Raw genomic sequence first — 18,680 nt, forward strand, 5'->3', positions numbered from 1 at the left:
CGCAAGCATCAGAGTTTCAGGCCGCAATTCTCGAAGGCTTTCGACGTCGCGGCCTTTTCCGCGTCGGTCAGTTCCAGCATCGGGTGACGCACGCGCCCGCCGACCTGGCCCAGCAATTCCTGCCAGTATTTGCCATGCGCCGTGGGCTTGCCGCCGGGCCTGGTGCGCTTGATCGCGTCGCGCACCGGGTCGAGGCTGTCGCGCACGCGCCGCGCCTCGTCGAACTTTCCGGCAAAGGCCAGCTCGGTATATTCGCGCATCCGGCGGTCCTTCGCGGTCTGCAACTGGTAGGGCGGCGAGGAACAGAGGTAAAGCTGCCAGCCCAGTTCCTCGATATTGTCGAGCCATTCTTCCTCGGACGAGGTCGAGACCAGGATCTTGTCACCCACCATCTTCGTCAGCCGCGCATACATCTCGCGCGGGACCGAGTATTTGATCGCCATGATATTGGGCAGCTCGGCAATGCGCGCGCAGGTCTCGGGCTCCATCAGGTAGCCGCTGTCGGGATGGCTCCACATGGCGATGCCGATATCCAGACGGTCGCAGAGATACTTGTAATAGTTGTAGAGAACCTCGTCGCGCTCATGGCAGAAGCTCAGCATCGGCGCGTGCACCACCACGTAATCCGCGCCGCACTCCTGCGCATGGCGGCCAAGCTCCAGCACGGTATCGACGTTCTGGTCCGAGATCGACATGATCGTGCCCGCCTTGCCCGCGCACTCGTCGGCGGCGATGCTCATGTTGCGCTTGCGCTCGTCCACGGACATCGACCAGAACTCGCCCTGCTTGCCCGCGATGAAGAGGCCCCGGATCTCCAGGTCGTCGATCCAGTGACGGATATTGCGCCGCAGCCCCGCCTCATCGAGCGCGAGGTCATCGTCGAACGGGTTGAGCGCGGCGGCCCAGATGCCCCGCATCGTCTCGCGGGCATGGGCCTTGGCCTCGTGCTTTGCATATTCCATGGTAGGGCTCCGAAGGATCGTGGCGGTTGCTTCGCCACCACTAAAACGCCCGGATCGCATGAATGCCAATCGGAACGGCCTGAATTGGCTATCCAAAAATACTATAGCAATCGCGCTGGAGTTTCATTTATAGACTCCGGGTGAGGAGAGACGCTTATGAAGATCGGACTTGTCGGCGAAGGTGCCATCGGTCGTTTCGTGGCGGAAAAGCTCGGCGCGGCCGGGTACGGCCCGCACGTGGTGCTCGTGCGGCCCGCGCGGCTGGACGGGCCGAACGGTACGCGCGTCCGCCGCGTCGGGAGCGTGGCCGATCTACCCTCCGATCTCGATCTGATGGTCGATTGCGCCGGGCACGCGGCGCTGATCGAACACGGCGCGGCGATCCTCGGGCGCGGCATCGACCTGATTACCGTGTCACTCGGCGCGCTGGCCGACCCGGACCTGGAGCGGTCCCTCACCGACGCGGCACGATCCGGCTCCGCGCAGCTTCACCTCGCAAGCGGCGCCATCGGCGCGCTCGACTGCCTGCAGGCCGCACGGGTGGGCGGGCTCGCCGAAGTCACCTACACGGGCCGCAAACCCCCCGCGGGCTGGCGCGGCTCCCCGGCGGAGGACCGCATCGACCTCGACCGCCTGACCGCCGCCGCCACCCATTTCGACGGTACCGCACGGCAGGCGGCAACGGAGTATCCCAAGAACGCCAATGTCGCCGCCGCCGTGGCACTCGCCGGGATGGGCTTCGACAAGACCCGCGCGCGGCTGATCGCCGATCCGGACGTGACCGCCAATATCCACGAGATCCACGCCTCCGGCACTTTCGGCAGCTTCAGCTTCCGTATCGAGGGCAAGGCCCTGCCCGACAACCCGCGCAGTTCCGCCCTCGCCGCGATGAGCGTCATCGCCGCCATCGAGCGCCGCCGCGCCCCGGTCACGACCTGAGGCACGCATGGTCTCCAACCACACCCGCATCGTCGACCGCGCCCTTACGCGCCTCAAGCTGCGTCAGCTTCGCCTGCTGGTGAAGGTGGGCGAACATGGCAACATCCAGCACGCCGCGCGCGATCTGGGCATCTCGCAGCCCGCCGCGACCAAGATGATCCAGGATCTCGAGATCGACTTCGAGGTTCAGCTCTTCGAGCGCACCAATCGCGGCGTCGTGCCCACCGTCTTCGGCGAGGCGCTGATCCGGCACGGCAAGCTCATCTTCGCGCAGGTCTCGACCGCCGCGCAGGAGCTCGATGACCTGAACGAGGGCAACAGCGGCCGCGTCGTCGTCGGCACCCTGCTCGCCGCCTCCCCCAACCTCCTGCCCCGGGCCATCAAGCGGCTCCTGCAGACCCGGCCCAACGTCGCGATCAAGATCGTCGAGGGCACCAACGAGGCGCTGATGCCCGCCCTGCGCTCGGGCGAGATCGACATGATCGTCGGCCGCCTTCCCAGCCACCGGCACCGCGCCCGGATCGAGCAGGAGACCTTCTTCGACGAACGGGTGATGATCGTCGCCGGCCCGCAGCATCCGCTCGCCGGGGCCGCCGACGTCTCCTTCGAGCGGCTCAAGCCCTATGGCTGGATCCTGCCCCCGGTCGAAACGACGCTCCGGCGGCAGACCGACCAGTTCTTCATCAAGCAGGGGCAATACCTGCCCGCTATCGTGATCGAGTCGGTCTCCTACCTCGCCAACCGCGCGCTTCTGCGCTCGCATGACCTGATCGGGTTGCTCCCGGCCCACGTGGCGGCGCTCGACGTCGAGGCCGGGCTTCTGGCCTCGATCGACTGGGACGTGCCGTTCGGCGGGCGGCCCGTCGGCGTCTCCTATCGCGGCAAGAACAGCCTTTCGCCCGCAGGCCGCGCCTTCCTGTCCGCCCTGCGCGACGAGGCGGCGGCGAGGTGAGTTGCCGGGGTATCACGGAAACCGATACCAGTATCCGTTCAATTCAATTGAGCCAATTGCCGCGAATATGTGACCTTCGTCCCGACAGCATGACTTCGAGAGGGTCCCATGAGCAACTATCCCGATCTCAAACTCTATATCGGCGGTGAATGGCGCAAGACGCCCGAGGACATGGCGGTCGTCAACCCGGCGACCGAGGCCGAGATCGGCCGCCTCCCCCGCGCCCGTGTCTCGGATCTCGACGACGCGCTGAGCGCGGCCGAGGACGGGTTCCGCACCTGGCGCCGCACCGCCCCCCGCGACCGCGCCGATCTCATGCTCAAGGCCGCGCGGCTCCTGCGCGAGCGGCAGGAGGAGATCGCGCAATCCATCACCGCCGAGCATGGCAAGCCCCTCAAACAGGCGCGGCTCGAGGTGATCCGGGGCGCCGAGTTCATCGAATGGGACGCGGGCGAAGCGACCCGCACCTATGGGCGCGTCATCCCCTCGGCCCACGGCGTGCGCTACATCGTGCATCACGAGCCGGTGGGCGTGGTGCTGGGCCTCTCCCCCTGGAACTTCCCCATGAGCCAGCCCTGCCGCAAGATCGCGGGCGCGCTGGCCAGCGGCTGTTCGATCATCCTCAAGGCCGCCGAGGAAACCCCGGCCGGCGCGCAGCATATCGTGAAGGCGTTCCACGACGCGGGCCTGCCCGCGGGGGTGCTCAACCTCGTATTCGGTGAACCGGCCGAGATCTCCGGCCACCTGATCGCGCAGGAACCCGTACGGCTGGTGGCCTTCACCGGCTCGACTGCCGTGGGGCGGCACCTGACCACGCTCGCGTCGGAAAACATGACTCGCGTGCTGATGGAACTGGGCGGCCATGCGCCGGTCATCGTCTGCGAGGATACCGACGTGGAGAAGGCGGCCATCAGCAGCGCCGTCCGCAAGTACCGCAACGCCGGGCAGGTCTGCACATCGCCCACCCGCTTCTTCGTGCATGAGAGCATCTTCGAGCCCTTCGTCGAAGGCTTCGTCAAGCGCGCCAAGGCCACCGTCGTCGGCAACGGCATCGAGGACGGCGTCGAGATGGGGCCGCTGGCCAACGACCGCCGCGTGCCCGCACTGTCGGCCCTGGTCGAGGACGCGCGCGCCAAGGGGGCGGAGGTGCTCACCGGCGGCGGACGGATCGGCAACAAGGGTTATTTCTTCGAACCCACCGTCCTCGCCAACGTGCCCGAGAACGCGAATGTGATGCAGGAGGAGCCCTTCGGCCCGCTCGCCGTCATCAACCCGGTGGCGTCACTGGACGAGGCGATTTCCAACGCGAATGCAACGCCCTTCGGCCTCGCCGCCTACGGCTTCACCAACCGCGCCGACTATATCGACCGGATGACCGACGAGGTCGAGGCCGGCAACATCTCGTTCAACACGCTCGAGGCGTCGCTGCCCGAGACCCCCTTCGGCGGCGTGAAGTCCAGCGGCTATGGCCGCGAGGGCGGCACCGAGGGGCTCGAGAATTACATGAACGTCAAGAACATCTCGCACAGCATGGAAATCGTCTGAGCACGGGGGCCGGTTCGGATCAGGACCGGCCCTTGGGCGCCTTCTTGCCGCGCGCGACATCGGCCTCGTCGTAGAAGCCGATCCAGATGCCCTCATCCATCTCGATCTCGGTCAACGCCTCGACCCGCGCGTCGCTCATCGTGGTCCGGTTGCGCAGCCGCTCGGTCCAGCGCAGCAGCGCGGCGCCCAGCCTCTCGCGCGTGGCGGCATGGGCGGGATCGTCACCCAGATCGGTGAACTCCTGCGGATCGCTGTCCAGATCGAACAGCATCGGGCGATAGCCGGTCACATGCACCATCTTCCAGCGCCCGTCGAAGAGCATCACCGCCCGGCTGTCGCGCACCGCGCTCCCCAGCAGCACCCGCGCCTCGCGAAAGGCGAAATCATATTCCGAAACGGCGATGTCGCGCGGCCAGCCTCCTTCGCCGTGCAGAAGCGGCAGCAGCGAATGCCCTTCGAGGATGTGATCCGGCACCGCGCCCCCCGACGCCTCTATGAAGGTCGGGACAAGGTCGATCGCCTCGACAAGGTCGCTATTGACCTGCCCGCGCGTCGCGTCGGCGCGGCGGTCCGGGTCGACCACGATCAGCGGGATGCGCACCGATTGCTCGTGAAACAGCTCTTTCTCGCCCAGCCAGTGATCGCCCAGGTAATCGCCGTGATCCGAGGTAAAGACGATCAGCGTGTCGTCCAGCTTTCCCGCCTCTTCGAGGTGCCGCATCAGCACCCCGATCTGGTCGTCGATCTGCGTGATGAGCCCCATATAGGCCGGGATCACCGCGCGGCGCACCTCGTCGCGGGACATGCATTTCGACGTGCGATGCGCTTGGTAGGCGGCGAGCAGCGGATGGGGATCCGCGCGCTCGGACTCATCGCGGGTGGCGGCGGGAACATCGTTTGCGCCATACATCTCATGATAGGGCGCGGGCGCGATATAGGGCCAATGCGGCTTGATATAGCTCAGATGCAGGCACCACGGATCGTCGCCCGCCTGCGCGATGAATTCGATGGCGCGAGTAGTGGTGTAGTTCGTTTCCGAATCCTCGGCACGCACCCGCGCGGGCCGGCGGGCGTTCTTCATCAGCCAGCCTGAAAGGATCGCGCCATCCGCATCCTCGGCGGAATTGGCCCAGTCCTGCCACGGATTCTCGCCCTCGTACCCTTGGGCGGCGAGGTAGTCGTTGTAATGCGACGGCTGCTTGCCCCCCGTGGGATGCACGCCATCCAGCCTGTCCCACACCTCGAAGCCGCATTCCGCCACCAGCGCGCCGATCTCCGACGCCTTCGACACGCCCAGACGCTCCATCCCCTCGGTATCGGCGGTCATGTGGGTCTTGCCGCAGAGCACCGTGCGCAGGCCCAGCGGGCGCAGGTATTCGCCCAGCGTCCGCTCACCCAGCTTGAGCGGCACCATGTTCCACGTCGATCCGTGGCTGCGCACATAGCGCCCGGTATAGAAGCTCATCCGGCTCGGCCCGCAGATCGGCGATTGCACATAGGCCCGATCGAAGCGCAGGCCGCGTTCGGCCAGCGCGTCGATATTCGGGGTGCGGATCGACGGATGGCCCGTGCAGCCGAGGTAATCCCACCGCAGTTGATCGCACATGATGAAAAGGATGTTCTTCGCGGTCATGTCACGAGCGAGCGCTTCTGGAACCTCTCATCCTTCCAGCGTTCCTCCTTCAGGATCGCCTCCAGCTTGTCCACCGCGCCCAGGATCTCGGCCTCCCCGATGAAAAGCGGCGTGATGCCGAAGCGCATGACATCCGGCGCCCGGAAATCGCCGATCACGTTGTCGGCGATCAGCGCCTGCATCGCGGCATAGCCGTTCTCGTATGCAAACGAGACGTGGCTGCCCCGCGCCATCGGGTCGCGCGGGCTGACCAGTTTCAGCGCGGGACAGCGCGATTCGACCTCGCGGATGAAAAGCTCGGACAGGTCCACCGATTTCGCGTGCAACGCGTCCATGTCCACTTGGTCCCAGATATCCAACGCGCCCGACAGCAGCACGAAGGATGCAATGGACGGCGTGCCGATGCGCATCCGCTCGATCCGGCCGGGCATGGGGCGGTAATCGGTGTCGAAGGCAAAGGGCGCCTCGTGCCCGTACCAGCCCGAAAGGAACGGCTCGACCGTATCCAGAAGGCGCGGCGCCACGTGGATGAACGCGGGCGAACCCGGCCCGCCATTCAGGTACTTGTAGGTGCAGCCGATGGCGAAATCCGTGTCGCACCCGCCCACATCGACCGGCACCGCGCCCGCCGAATGCGCCAGATCCCAGACCACGACCGCGCCGACGGAATGCGCCTTGTCGATGATCGCGCGCATGTCATGGCGCCGCCCGGTGCGGTAATCTACCTCGGTAATCATCACCACGCCGACCTCCTCGGTGATGCCGGCCATCAGATCCTCGGGGTCCGGCGTGCGCAGCGTGTAGCCGGCATCCTTCAGCTTGATCAGCCCCTCGACCATGTAGAGATCGGTGGGAAAATTGCCATTGTCCGACAGGATCACGTGGCGATCCGGCACCATCGCCATCCCGGCGGCGACCGCCTGAAACACCTTGATCGAGAGGGTATCGCCCACAACGGTCGTCCCCTCGGGCGCGCCGATCAACCGTCCGACACGGTCGCCCAGCGTGTTGGTCTGCATGAACCAGTTTTTCGTGTTCCAGCCCTTGATGAGCTCGGTGCGCCATTCGTCGTTGAGGAAATCCGTCATCGCCGGCACGGACGCCTTCGGCATCGGCCCCAGCGAATTGCCGTTCAGATAGATCATGCCCTCCGGCAGGTCGAATTGCCGGCGCATCGCCTCGAAATCGGTCAATGTCTCATCCTCACGTTGCAATAATCGCGGCCAATCGCCTGCCTCAACGTACACGAAAAGAGCGTCCCGCGCGTCGCCTCACGGGGGAAATGGATATTCGAAAAGCTGATAGCGAACCGCCGCGACACACCGCGAAGGTTGGCGCCGCGACGCGGCCTCACCGGGCTATGCGCTGCGCCCCGTCACATGCCCCGCGTCGCGCAGGGACCGGCGCTCGGCAGTCGTCACCGCGTCCACCAGCATCCATGTCACGAAGAACGACACCGCGCCGGCCAGGTACATCATCATCGAGAAGACCACGTAGGCGCGCGCCTGCGACGATGACGAAACACCCTCGGCAAAGATCATCCCGATCAGCAGCCCGAAGGCCACGTTGCCCCAGAACACCCCCCACCAGAGCGGCAGAAGCCAGTGCCGATCCTGCGTGATCCCGAACCCCGTGACCAGGTTGCGCATCGCTTCGTAGGGTTTCCAGAAGAACGCCACCGGCACGAAATACCAATAGACCGCGCCCGCGGGTGTCACCGATTGCGGCCCCCTGAGCGCCACGAGCGTGTCGGTGCTCTTCTTCTTCCACACGAGATAGAGCACCGTCGCCACGATCGAGGGCAGAAGCGTGACCGCCAGCAGGCCGGGGCTTGTCTCGAGCGCGAGCGTCATCGCATAGCGCGCCTCGGGCGTGCCCTGCACCGCGATCAACACGGCCGCGATGATCGAGACACCCGCCGACGCGTGCAGGAAGATCGCAAGCGTGCGGGCGATGCCGGTGACGTCCTGCGCGGCGGGCCGCGGCCCAGCGGGCGCGGCGGCGGTCAGCGGCGCGGCGGCCTGCGTGCCGGTGGGCAGGGGCGCGCCCGTGGCCCCCGCCTCCACCGCGCTTTCGCCGCCCCGCGCCACGGCTGCGCCCAGCGCCTCGCGGATATCCTCGAATTCGGCGCGCGTGATCTCGCCCCGCGCGAACCTCTCGGCGGCGATTTCCATCGCTTTCGACATGGTCTTCGGCCCCTCTCCGTCCCTCTCCCGCGCGGGATCATGGCGCGCCCCGGCCTCCCGATCAAGACTTGGCTTGCCGGGCGCCGCATCCGGGCTTGCTCAGACCGCCGCGCCCGCCCGCAACCCCTCGAGCACGGCCTCCTCGACCGTGCGCGGGCTCAGGCAGTCGCCGATCTCGTGCAACTCGCCCGCCCACCCGTCGAGCGCGCGGGCAAGCGCCGTGTCCGGCGCGTGACCCAAGGCGGTGACAAGCGTATCGGTCGCTTCCATCTCCACCGGCTCGCCGCTCAGGACATGCTGGAACCACGCGCTTTCACCGTCCGCCCCGAAAAGCCGCAGGTAGGGCGCGATCTCGACCCCCAACCGATGCAGATCGCCCAGCCACTTGTCGCGGACATATTGCGGTATCGCCTGTCCCGCCATCGGCGCGTTGACCGCCAGCCGCACGTGGCAGCCCTTCCGCGCCAGCATCTCGGCAAGGCCCAGCCCCACCCAATCCGCGCGCCAGTCCGCGATCACGACCCGCGCGCCGGTGTTGGCCCCGTCGAGCACCTGCCACGCATCCAGCACATGCGCCTCGTCCACCCCCTCGATCGCCGGCGCATGGGGCCGCGCGCCGGTGGCGGCGATCACGACCTCGGGCGCTTCCGCCTCGACCATCGCGCGCGTGACGGGCGCCTTCAGCCGCACCGCCACCCCCGCGCGTTCGACCTCGCGGGCCAGGTTCGTCGTCACACCCCCGAACTCCGCCCGCCCCGGCAGCGCCTGCGCCAGGTGCACCTGCCCGCCCAGCCGCCCGGACGCCTCGCAGAGCGTCACCTCGTGGCCGCGCCGCGCCGCGGTCACGGCGGCCTTCATCCCCGCCGGCCCGCCGCCTGCCACCAGCACCCGGCGCGGCCGCTCCGCCGGCTCCATGCGCCCGAACTCGAGCTCGCGCCCCGTCTCGGGCCGCTGGATGCACGAAATCGGATAGCCGTTCAGCATGTGCCCGATACAGGCCTGGTTGCAGGCGACGCAGGCCCGGATATCGTCAAACCGCCCCTCCTGCGCCTTTGCGGGCATGTCAGGGTCCGAGATGAGCGCGCGCGTCATCCCGCACATATCCGCCTGCCCGGTGGCCAGTATCCCTTCCGCGTCCTGCGGCTGGTTGATCCGCCCGGCGACAAAGACCGGCAGGTCCACGCGCGCCCGGATCGCGGCCGCCAGCGGCGCGGTATAGCCCACCTCGCAGGCCATCGGCGGCACGATATGCGTCGACCCGGCCAAGCCCGCCGAAGTGCCCGCCGCCACGTTGAGGTAATCGAGCACGCCATCCCCGGCCAGCGTCACGGCGATATCGGCCATCTCGACCTGTTCCAGCCCGTCGTGATCGCGATCCTCGCCCGAAAGACGCAACCCTACGACCAGCCCGTCACCCGCCCCGGCCCGCACCGCCTCCAGCACCTCGCGAACGAAGCGCAGGCGGTTGTCATCACTGCCGCCATAGGCATCCGTGCGGCGGTTGATCCGCGGGTTCAGGAACTGGCTCAGGAGGTAGCCATGCGAAGCCACCACCTCGATCCCGTCAAGCCCCGCGCGCGCCATCCGCCCGGCCGCCGCGCCGAAGCCCGCGACGATCTCGCGGATCATCGCGACCGGCATCTCGCGCGGCATGACGTGGAACCGCTCATTGGGCACGACCGAGGGCGCATGCGCCACCGGCAGCGTCCCGTCCGCGGCAAGGCCCATCTCGCGGCCCGGATGCGTCAGCTGCCCGTAAAGCCGCGCGCCATGCGGCTGCACCGCGCGGGCCAGCATGGCATATCCCGCGATGCATGCATCGTCATGGGCCCCGATCGCAGCGCGGCCCGAGTCGCCCGAAGGATGCGCCCGAGCAGCCTCGAGGATGATGAGCCCCGCCCCACCCTCGGCGCGCGCCGCGTGATAGGCCGCCATCCGCGCGGTCGGCTGGCCGTTCTCGAGCATCACCGTCATGTGCCCGGTCGAGAAGATACGATTGCGTATGGTCTGCCCCCGGATCGTCAGCGGCGAGAAGAGGTGGCCGAGCGCCGTCATTCCCCGCTCGCGTCGCGCAGCTTCTCGCGCTTCTCCGCCAACCCCTGCTTGCGCGCGTCGCAACTTGAGCAGCCGTAGTCCGGCTCCGCCGTAACCTCGCCGCCGCCCCGGGTGATCAGCACCACACCCGCCGCCAGCGCCGCCATGCCCAGCACCCCCGCCAGAAGCGCCGCCCGCCTCATGGCGCGGCCCGTTCCAGGTAGGCGCGCAGGTGGCGCGCGCTGTCGGCCTCTCCCTTCGCCTCGGCCTCGAGGAAGGCGATCGCCGCCGTCTCGTGGCGCGTCAGTTCCCGCAGTGCGGGCAGATCGCGTTCGGGGGCCATCGCCTCGAGCCGCGCGAAATCCTCCATGTAGCGCGGGAACTCCCTGCGCCAGCGCGCGATCAGCGCGTCATACTCCGCCCCGACCGACGCCGCCTGCTTGCGCCCCTCTGCGTGCAGCTCGTCGCGCGGGCGCGGGGTCAGGCCGTGTCGCTGCAAAAGCGGGGCGGTCACCTCCGCCGCGCGCGTCTCCACATCCGCCAGAAGCTGCATCTTCTCGCGCGCGTCCCCCTCCAGCCGCTCGGCGATCGCGGTGAAATAGGCCTCCCCCTCGATCTCCTCCTCGTAATAAAGTTGAAGCGTCTCGAGATAGGTCTGGCCGGGAACAGGTTCATCGTTCATCGCTCGCCCTCCTCGCGTAGATGCACGCCCTCGTCCGTGCGTCCCACGTCCACGCGGTCATGGCGCAACGGGCGCGGCGCCTCGTCCAACTCGCGCGCATAGCGATGCCCGGCATAGACCGCCGCCGCGATGATCGCGGGCGCGTTGCAATCCCCGATCCGCGCAAGCGTGAAGGGCAACTCGCGCCCCCCGAGCGCCTGCCACAGCGCATCCTCCGGCGCGCGCTGCGTCACCATCACGACCGCATCCGCCGGGCGCGCGCTTTCCGCACCCGTGTATTGGCACCGAAGCCGCACTTCGCCCCCGTCGAACCACGTCAGCGCCTGCGACACCACGCAGTCCACCCCCATCGCCATCAGGTGCGCGCGCACCCGCCACCGCTCCGAGGTCTTGCCGGCCCAGTCCGAGATCGCGTCGCGCGGGGTCACGAGCGTGACGCCCCGCCCCGCCTGGCGCACCATCTCGGCCACGGCACCGCCCATGTAATAGCCGTCCTCGTCATAGACCACGACGCGGCCCTCGGGCATTCGCCCGGCCAGGATGTCGTCGGGGGTGAAGATCGCCGCACCCTCCCCGGCCACTGCCGCGCGCACGCCGTCGTCGAACCGGTCCCGAAGCCAGCGCGCCCCGGTGGCCAGCGCCACGTGATCGGCGCCCACGGCCAGCACGTCCTCGGCCCCCATCCGGCTCGCACGGAAAATGTCCACATTCACCATCTCGCGCATCTGCCCCTCGCGCCAGTCGCGCACGCGCGCATATTCCGCGAATCCCGGCATCGTCGCCTCGCGCGTGACCCGCCCGCCCAGGTGCTCCTCCGCCTCGGCCAGCATCACCCGGTATCCCCGTTCGCCCAGCGCCCGCGCGGCCTCGAGCCCGGCAGGCCCCGCGCCCACGATCAGCACGCTCTCGCTCTCGCCCTTGGGGTTCATCCGCTCGGGATGCCACCCCTTGCGCCACTCCTCGCCCATCGTGGGGTTCTGCGTGCAGCGGATGGGCGTGCCGATACTGTCGCCCGAGTAGCAGATGTTGCAACCGATGCACTCGCGGATATCCCCGACGCGGCCCTCCTCGATCTTCTTCGGCAGGAACGGGTCGGCGATGGACGGGCGCGCGGCCCCGATGAAATCGACCACGCCGCGCCGCACCCATCCCGCCATCGTGTCGGGCGAGGTGAAGCGGCCCACCGTCACCACGGGCTTCGTCGTCACCTGCTTGACCCACGTCATGTAGGGCTCAAGCGCCCCCTCCCGTGCAAACCGCGACACACCCATCTCGAGGCTGTAGTCGGCGATGTTGATGTCCCACAGGTCCGGCAGTTCGGCCATCATCTCGAGCATCTCGCGCCGCTCGCCCGCGATGGGGCGGCCGTCCTCGCCGATCTCCTCGTCCGCCGCGAAGCGGACGGCCACGGCACAGCGGTCGCCCACCGCCTCCTTCGCCTCCTCGATCAGTTCGCGGACAAGGCGGGTGCGGTTCTCGAGACTGCCGCCATATTCATCCATGCGCCGGTTGATCCGGGGATGCAGGAAGTTCGACAGAAGGTAGGTATGCGTCGCATAGACATAGACGATGTCGAACCCCGCATCGCGCGCCCGGATCGCGGCCTCCCGGTGCCAGCGGCGGAAGTCACGGATATCGGCCTTGTCCATCGCCCGCGCCTGGAACGGATGACCGGCAAGGTTGGGCATCGCGCCCACGTCCATCGGCACCTCGCGCGTCAGGATATTGGCCGACCGCGCCCCGCCATACCAGAGCTCGGCCGCCGCCAGCGCCCCGTGCTCGTGCACCTTCTCGGTCATCAGCCGATGCGCCCGCACGTCGCTTCCGTCCCAGAGCGACGCCGACGGATGCGGCAGGTCGTCCGAGGTGGGATGGATCGAGTTGTATTCCGTCGACACCACGCCCCAGCCGCCCTCGGCCTTGATCCCCCGCATCGCGGCCAGGGTGCGCGGCCGCAGGTAGCCCATGCCGGTGCAATGCGGCACCTGGTAGAAGCGGTTCTTCGCCGTCACCGGCCCGATCTTCACCGGCTCGAACAGGATGTCATAGCGCGGATCACGCGTGGTATCGCGGGGCATCAGCTCTCCTCCGGCGCGAGCTGGGCGATCTCGCGGGCGAAGGGCACCGCGTCCGCCGCGCGCTCGCCCAGTTCGCGCGCATAGCGATGGCCCGACCACACGGCGGCGGCGATGGTGCCGGGGGCGAGCGCGTCACCGATCCGGGTGACATTTTCGGCCCCCGCCTCCTGCAGCGCGTGCCACAGGTGCTCTTCGGGGCGGCGCATCGTCACCGGCACGACACAGGCGCAGGCCACCTGCGTTTCGCGACCCGTGTAGACACAGGCCAGCGTCACCCGGTCCCCCGCGATCGCCGAGAGCGTGTGCAGGGGCACGATGCGCACGCCCATCTCCATGAGGCGCGTCTGGATGCGTCCCTGCTCGAGCGTGAACCGCGTCCATTCCGACACCACCGGCGCCGGCGTGACGAGCGTGACGGCATGACCTTCCGCGCGCAGCTTCTCGGCCAGCGCGCCCCCCATGTAATAGTGATCGTCGTCGAAGATCACGACCGGCCCCTCGGGCGCCTTCCCGGCCATCACGTCATCGGGGCCGAGGATGGTCATGCCCTTCGCGGCGGGGATGGGGCCCGCATGGCTCCGCCCCTCGCCGGTGGTCACCCAGTGCGCGCCGGTGGCCAGCGCCACGTGATCGGGCGCAAGCTCCGCGATCATCGCCGCGTCCACCTCGCTTTCGAGATAGACCTGCACATTGGGCATCTGGCCGATCTGGTAGGCGCGGTAATCCACCACCCGGAACCACGCATTGAGGCCCGGCAATTCCCGCTCCCGCAGGAGCCGCCCGCCCAGCGCGCTGCCCTTCTCCGCCAGCGTCACCTCGTAACCCCTCTGCCCCAGCGCCCGCGCGGCCTCGAGCCCCGCCGGACCCGCGCCCACCACCAGCACGCTTTCCCTTCTGTGCGCGCGCGCGATGCGCTCGGGATGCCAGCCGCGCCGCCACTCCTCGCCCATGGTCGGATTCTGCGTGCAGCGAATGGGCGCGACCTGCTGGTCCCCCGAGACGCAGATGTTGCAGCCGATGCACTCGCGGATATCCTCGACCCGCCCCTCCTCGATCTTCTTCGGCAGGAACGGGTCGGCGATCGACGGGCGCGCGGCGCCGATGAAGTCCATGTGCCCCGACTTGACGAGCGACACCATCCTGTCGGGCGAGGTATAGCGCCCCACGCCCACCACCGGCTTTGACGTCACCTCCTTGACGAACCGGGTGTAGTCCTCCTGGAAGCCTTCCTCGGCGAAGCGCGAGGACTGGCTGTCATGCTCCCAGGCCGAGACGTTCACATCCCATAGGTCCGGCAGGTCGGCCAGCATCTCCACCAGGTCGCGCCCCTCGTTCCCGGCCTCGATCCCCGCCGGGCCGCTCAGCTCATCGACGGCGAACCGCAACGCGATGGCGCAACTGTCGCCCACGGCCTCCTTCGTGTCCTCCAGCACCTCGCGCAGGAGGCGCGCACGGTTCTCGAGGCTCCCGCCATATTCATCGCTGCGCGTGTTTCGCGCCCGGCTCAGGAAATGCATGAGCACGGTCAGCTGGTGCCCCGCATACACGTAGATCACGTCGAATCCGGCCCGCTTCGCGCGCGTCGCGGCCTCCACGTGCAACCTGCGCATCTCGCGGATGTCGGCGCGGTCCATCGCGCGCACCTGCACCGGAAGATGCGCATCCACCGGGCGCACCGACGGCCCCACCGGCACCTCGCGACTGTAGAGGTTGGCCGCCGCCCCGCCCGGATGGGCAAGCTCGATCCCCGCGAGCGCGCCATGCGCGTGCACCGCGTCGGTCATCCGCGCCATGTAGGGAATGTCGGCGTCGTCCCAGAGCCGCCCCTCGTTATAGGGCGTGCTTTCACCCGAGACGTGGAAATCCACCTCCTCGGTGCAGATGACGGCCCAGCCGCCCTCGGCCTTGATGCCCCGCATCCGCGCGACCGACGAGGGGTGCATCCGCCCCATCCCGTTGCAATGCGGCACCTGGTAGAACCGGTTGCGCGCCGTCACCGGGCCGATGCGCACCGGCTCGAACAGCACGTCGTAACGCGGATCGCGGCTCATTCCGCGCCGGCTCCGAAATGCCGCGGAAAGATCGCGGCGAGGTAGGCCGCCACCCGCGCCCGTGCATCCTCGGCCCCGAATTCCTCGGGATAAAGCAGCATGTTGAGCCAGAACCCGTCATACATTCCCTCGAGCGTGACCGCCACGTCGCGGGGCGTCACCGCGTCATAGCCCCCGGCCTCGCAGATCTCGGCGCACAGCGCCGAGGACGCCTCCCACCGCTCCTCGTCGACGCTCGACATGACCTCGCGATAGGCGCCGCGGAACTCCGGATCGCCGTAGAAGGCGAACCAGACGGTGAGCTTGCGCCGGTTGCAGAGATCGGGATGGAACTGCGCCCGTGCCATCGCCGCCAGCCGCGCCTCGGGCGCCTCGCCCGCCGCCGCGATCGCGCCGCGCCAATAGCGCAGGTATTCATCCGCCAGGTGGCGCAGCGTCTCCTCGAACAGCGCGCGCTTGGTCTTGAAGTGGAAATTCACCAGTCCCAGCGACAGCCCCGCGATACCCGTCACCGTCGTCATCGTCGTGCCCGGAATCCCGTGCCGGCTGATCGACTCGATGGTGGCGTCGATCAACTGCCGGCGCCGCACTTCGCGCGACGCGGTGCGGCGGACGGGCCTTTGACCCGTGTCGAGGTTCACGCTCGCCTTGCTCATCTCCAGCCCGCCTCGGTTCCGGGCGCGGCCCGCATCACTCCGGCGCGAGGACGACGACCGCCGATTCGTCCCAGCTCAGCCAGACATCGCTGTCCCAGTCGTCGCCCGCGACGCGCACGCCGGTGTTCTGTTCCGACACGGCGATGGGTTTCGAGGCGCCGTCGACCTCGACGAAGTAATGGCTCCGCTCGCCCAGGTAGGCGGCGTTGCCCATCCGCCCCTGCACCGAGTATGCGGGCCCCGCGCCGTTGGGCCGTTCTTCAGACAGCACGAACTTCTCCGGCCGGATCGCCACCTGCACCTTGTCGCCTTCGGAAAAATGCCGCTCCCCGCTCGTGCCCGTCAGCGTGCCGAGCCCCTCGGCCTCGACCACCACCTGCGGCCCCTTCGCCTCGCGCACCTTGGCATCGAAGAAGTTCATCGTCCCGATGAAGGATGCCACGTGCCGGTTCTTCGGCCGCTCGTAGAGACCCGAAGGCGTGTCGAGTTGCAGCACCCGTCCGTGGCTCATCACCGCGATCCGGTCCGACAGCGTCAGCGCCTCCTCCTGGTCGTGGGTGACGAAGACGAAGGTGATGCCCACCTGCCGCTGAAGGCTGCGCAGCTCGAGCTGCATCTGCTCGCGCAACTGCTTGTCGAGCGCACCCAGCGGCTCGTCGAGCAACAGCACCTTGGGCCGCAGGATCAGCGCGCGCGCCAGCGCGATCCGCTGCCTCTGCCCGCCCGAAAGCTCGTTGGCCTTGCGGTCGCCATACTCGGGCAGCGCGATCAGCTCGAGCATCTCGTCCACCATCTCGTAGCGCTTCGCCTTGCTCAGCTTCTGGCGGCGCAGGCCGTAGGCGATGTTGTCGCGCACGTTGAGATGCGGAAAGATCGCGTAGCTCTGGAACACCATGTTGACCGGCCGCCGGTGCGGCGGCACCGAGGTCATCGGCTGACCGTCGATGTAGATCTCGCCATTGGTCGGCGTCTCGAACCCCGCGAGCATCCTCAGAAGCGTGGTCTTGCCGCAGCCCGACGATCCCAGGAGCGAGAAGAACTCCGCCTCGGCGATATCGATGGTCACATCGTCGATGGCCTGGAAACTGCCGAAATACTTGTCGACATTCTGGATGGAGATATAGGCGCTGTCGCTCATTTGGTCTTTTCGCCCTTTTTCGGGCCGCCGAAGGCGGCGTCACGGTTGATCCACTGGCCGAGGAAGACGATCACGAAGGATGTCGCGATGATCATCGACGACAGCGCGAGGATCGACGGGAACTCCTGCGGGAAGCGAAGCTGACCCCAGATATACATGGGCAGCGTCGGCTCCGTCCCGGTGAGGAAGAAGGCCATGATGAACTCGTCGAACGAGATCGTGAAGGTCAGCAGCAGGCTCGCGAGGATGCCGGGAAAGACCATCGGGAAGGTCACCCGCCAGAAGGTCCACCACGCGTTCTCGCCCAGATCCGCGCTCGCCTCCTCGATCGAGCCGTCGAACCCCTCGAAGCGCGGCAGAAGCGTCGCGATCGCGAAGGGCAGGCAGACGATCATGTGTCCGATCGTCACCGTGTAGAGGCTCAGCGGCACGCCCATCTGGCTCAGGAGAACCAGCAGCGCCACGCCGAAGATGATCCCCGGCACCACCAGCGGCAGCATGACGAAGCCCACGATCGGCCCCTTGCCCGGCATCCGGTAGCGCGTGATCGCCTTCGCGGCGAAGACGCCCAGGCCCGTGGCGCAGATCGCCGTGGCGATCCCCACCTTCACGCTGTTCATCAGCGCGTTCCACACCGGCTCGCGCTCGAAAAGCTCGCCATACCACTTGAGCGTGAAGCCCTGCAGCGGGAAGCGCACGTAGATCGAGTCGTTGAAGCTGAAAAGCGGCAGGAACAGGACCGGCACGTAGAGGAAGATCAGGAACAGGATCGCGTAGATCTGCAACGGCCTGTTCGGGCGGTTGATGTAATTCTTCTCGCTCACAGGATACGGTCCTTCACGATCTTGGTGGTTACCATGAAAATGCCCGCGATGGCCGCGATGCAGAGCATCAGGATGATCGCGAGCGTCGCGCCCATGGGCCAGTTGTTGACCGGCCCGAACTGAAGCTGGATCAGGTTGCCGATCATCAGCCCGTCAGGCCCGCCCAGAAGCGCGGGCGTGATGTAGTCGCCCGTCGTGGGGATGAAGATCAGCAGGCTCGCCGCGATCACGCCCGGAAGCGACAGCGGGAAGGTGACGCGGAAGAACCGCGCGACCGGCCCGTCGCCCAGGTCCGTCGCCGCCTCCAGCAGCGAGCGGTCGATCTTCTCGAGCGAGACGTAGAGCGGCAGGATCGCGAAAGCGGCCCAGGCATGGGCCAGCGTGATCACCACCGCGTTCGGGCTATAGAGCAGGAACTCGAGCGGTGCGCGGATCAGCCCCGCGGACATCAGCGCCGAGTTGATCACCCCCTCGTAGCCAAGCACCACCTTCCACGCGAAGACCCGCAGCAGGTAGCTTGTCCAGAAAGGAAGCGTCATGAGGACGATCCACAGCATCTTGTTGCGGTGAACGTGAAACGCCACGTAATAGGCCATCGGGTAGGACAGGACGACCGTCGCCACCGTCGCCCAGCCCGAGATCCAGAGCGACCGGCCCAGAAGCGCGCCGTAAAGCGGCTGGTTCCACGCGGCTTCGTAATTGGCCGTCGTGGGCGTCATGTCGAAGCCGAAGCCCTGCGCGGTCCAGAGGCTCATGGTGACGAGGATGATGAAGGGGATCACGATCCCCAGCGTCAGGAAAAGAAGCGTCGGGCTGATGAGCGTGTATCCCCGCGCCACCTCGCTGCGCTGAAGCAGGCCGGAGAAGCCGCCGCGCGACGCGGGCTTGGGCTCGGGCCTCTCGACGGCTTCGGAAATCTGGGCTGGACTGTCGCTCATGTCGGGATCGCCTTTCGCTCGGGAAAAGGACGGTGCTCGGGGGCGACCGAAAGCCGCCTTCC

Annotated in this window: 16 protein-coding genes; 3 read left to right on the forward strand and 13 right to left on the reverse strand. The window is 67.7% G+C overall.

Translation table 11 applies throughout. The features are described 5' to 3' along the window. Window positions 1–8: 8 nt before the first annotated feature. Entirely contained in the window at window positions 9–962 is a 954-nt protein-coding gene (locus K1T73_RS16060; protein ID WP_220601667.1) for a dihydrodipicolinate synthase family protein, read from the reverse strand. A gap of 156 nt (window positions 963–1,118) precedes the next feature. Between K1T73_RS16060 and K1T73_RS16065 the strand changes: the two genes are divergently transcribed. From K1T73_RS16065 to K1T73_RS16075, 3 genes are all read left to right on the forward strand, one after another. Continuing rightward, window positions 1,119–1,901 carry an aspartate dehydrogenase gene (locus tag K1T73_RS16065; protein WP_220601668.1) on the forward strand — a complete coding sequence of 261 codons (783 nt, stop codon included), beginning with the start codon at window positions 1,119–1,121 and terminating at the stop codon, window positions 1,899–1,901. Between the two features lie 7 nt (window positions 1,902–1,908). Beyond that, the gene (locus tag K1T73_RS16070; protein ID WP_220601669.1) at window positions 1,909–2,853 is read left to right on the forward strand and encodes a LysR substrate-binding domain-containing protein; all 945 of its coding nucleotides are present in this window, start codon (window positions 1,909–1,911) and stop codon (window positions 2,851–2,853) included. Between the two features lie 108 nt (window positions 2,854–2,961). After that, a complete protein-coding gene (locus K1T73_RS16075; RefSeq protein WP_220601670.1) occupies window positions 2,962–4,398 on the forward strand; it encodes an NAD-dependent succinate-semialdehyde dehydrogenase in 1,437 nt (478 codons plus the stop codon). Between the two features lie 19 nt (window positions 4,399–4,417). On the opposite strand, the gene K1T73_RS16080 is transcribed toward K1T73_RS16075, so the two are convergent. The 12 genes from K1T73_RS16080 to K1T73_RS16135 form a co-directional block, all read right to left on the reverse strand. Further along, on the reverse strand, window positions 4,418–6,031 hold the full coding sequence (locus K1T73_RS16080) for an alkaline phosphatase family protein (RefSeq protein WP_220601671.1): 1,614 nt from the start codon (window positions 6,029–6,031) through the stop codon (window positions 4,418–4,420). After that, window positions 6,028–7,224 (reverse strand): kynureninase, encoded by a 1,197-nt coding sequence (kynU, locus tag K1T73_RS16085; protein WP_259400321.1) that lies wholly within the window; start codon window positions 7,222–7,224, stop codon window positions 6,028–6,030. Before kynU ends, K1T73_RS16080 begins: the two co-directional genes overlap by 4 nt. A 165-nt stretch (window positions 7,225–7,389) precedes the next feature. Continuing rightward, complete coding sequence (locus K1T73_RS16090; protein WP_220601672.1) at window positions 7,390–8,217, reverse strand: DUF4328 domain-containing protein; 828 nt, start codon at window positions 8,215–8,217, stop codon at window positions 7,390–7,392. Between the two features lie 99 nt (window positions 8,218–8,316). Beyond that, window positions 8,317–10,272, reverse strand: a complete 1,956-nt coding sequence (locus tag K1T73_RS16095) for an FAD-dependent oxidoreductase (protein ID WP_220601673.1) — start codon at window positions 10,270–10,272, stop codon at window positions 8,317–8,319. After that, the gene (locus tag K1T73_RS16100) at window positions 10,269–10,454 is read right to left on the reverse strand and encodes a hypothetical protein (protein WP_220601674.1); all 186 of its coding nucleotides are present in this window, start codon (window positions 10,452–10,454) and stop codon (window positions 10,269–10,271) included. The genes K1T73_RS16095 and K1T73_RS16100 overlap by 4 nt, the downstream gene beginning before the upstream one ends. Next, on the reverse strand, window positions 10,451–10,933 hold the full coding sequence (locus K1T73_RS16105) for a hypothetical protein (RefSeq protein ID WP_220601675.1): 483 nt from the start codon (window positions 10,931–10,933) through the stop codon (window positions 10,451–10,453). Before K1T73_RS16105 ends, K1T73_RS16100 begins: the two co-directional genes overlap by 4 nt. After that, window positions 10,930–13,011, reverse strand: a complete 2,082-nt coding sequence (locus K1T73_RS16110; RefSeq protein ID WP_220601676.1) for an FAD-dependent oxidoreductase — start codon at window positions 13,009–13,011, stop codon at window positions 10,930–10,932. The genes K1T73_RS16105 and K1T73_RS16110 overlap by 4 nt, the downstream gene beginning before the upstream one ends. After that, window positions 13,011–15,062, reverse strand: coding sequence for an NAD(P)-binding protein (locus K1T73_RS16115; RefSeq protein ID WP_220601677.1), 2,052 nt, complete (start codon window positions 15,060–15,062; stop codon window positions 13,011–13,013). The genes K1T73_RS16110 and K1T73_RS16115 overlap by 1 nt, the downstream gene beginning before the upstream one ends. Continuing rightward, complete coding sequence (locus tag K1T73_RS16120) at window positions 15,059–15,718, reverse strand: TetR family transcriptional regulator C-terminal domain-containing protein (RefSeq protein WP_220601678.1); 660 nt, start codon at window positions 15,716–15,718, stop codon at window positions 15,059–15,061. The genes K1T73_RS16115 and K1T73_RS16120 overlap by 4 nt, the downstream gene beginning before the upstream one ends. 34 nt (window positions 15,719–15,752) lie before the next feature. Continuing rightward, window positions 15,753–16,856, reverse strand: a complete 1,104-nt coding sequence (locus tag K1T73_RS16125; protein WP_220601679.1) for an ABC transporter ATP-binding protein — start codon at window positions 16,854–16,856, stop codon at window positions 15,753–15,755. Beyond that, window positions 16,853–17,680 (reverse strand): ABC transporter permease, encoded by an 828-nt coding sequence (locus K1T73_RS16130; RefSeq protein WP_220601680.1) that lies wholly within the window; start codon window positions 17,678–17,680, stop codon window positions 16,853–16,855. Before K1T73_RS16130 ends, K1T73_RS16125 begins: the two co-directional genes overlap by 4 nt. After that, complete coding sequence (locus tag K1T73_RS16135; RefSeq protein WP_220601681.1) at window positions 17,677–18,618, reverse strand: ABC transporter permease; 942 nt, start codon at window positions 18,616–18,618, stop codon at window positions 17,677–17,679. The genes K1T73_RS16130 and K1T73_RS16135 overlap by 4 nt, the downstream gene beginning before the upstream one ends. Window positions 18,619–18,680 lie beyond the last annotated feature (62 nt).

Origin of the sequence: Roseovarius sp. SCSIO 43702, assembly GCF_019599045.1 — a bacterium.
GTDB lineage: Bacteria > Pseudomonadota > Alphaproteobacteria > Rhodobacterales > Rhodobacteraceae > Roseovarius.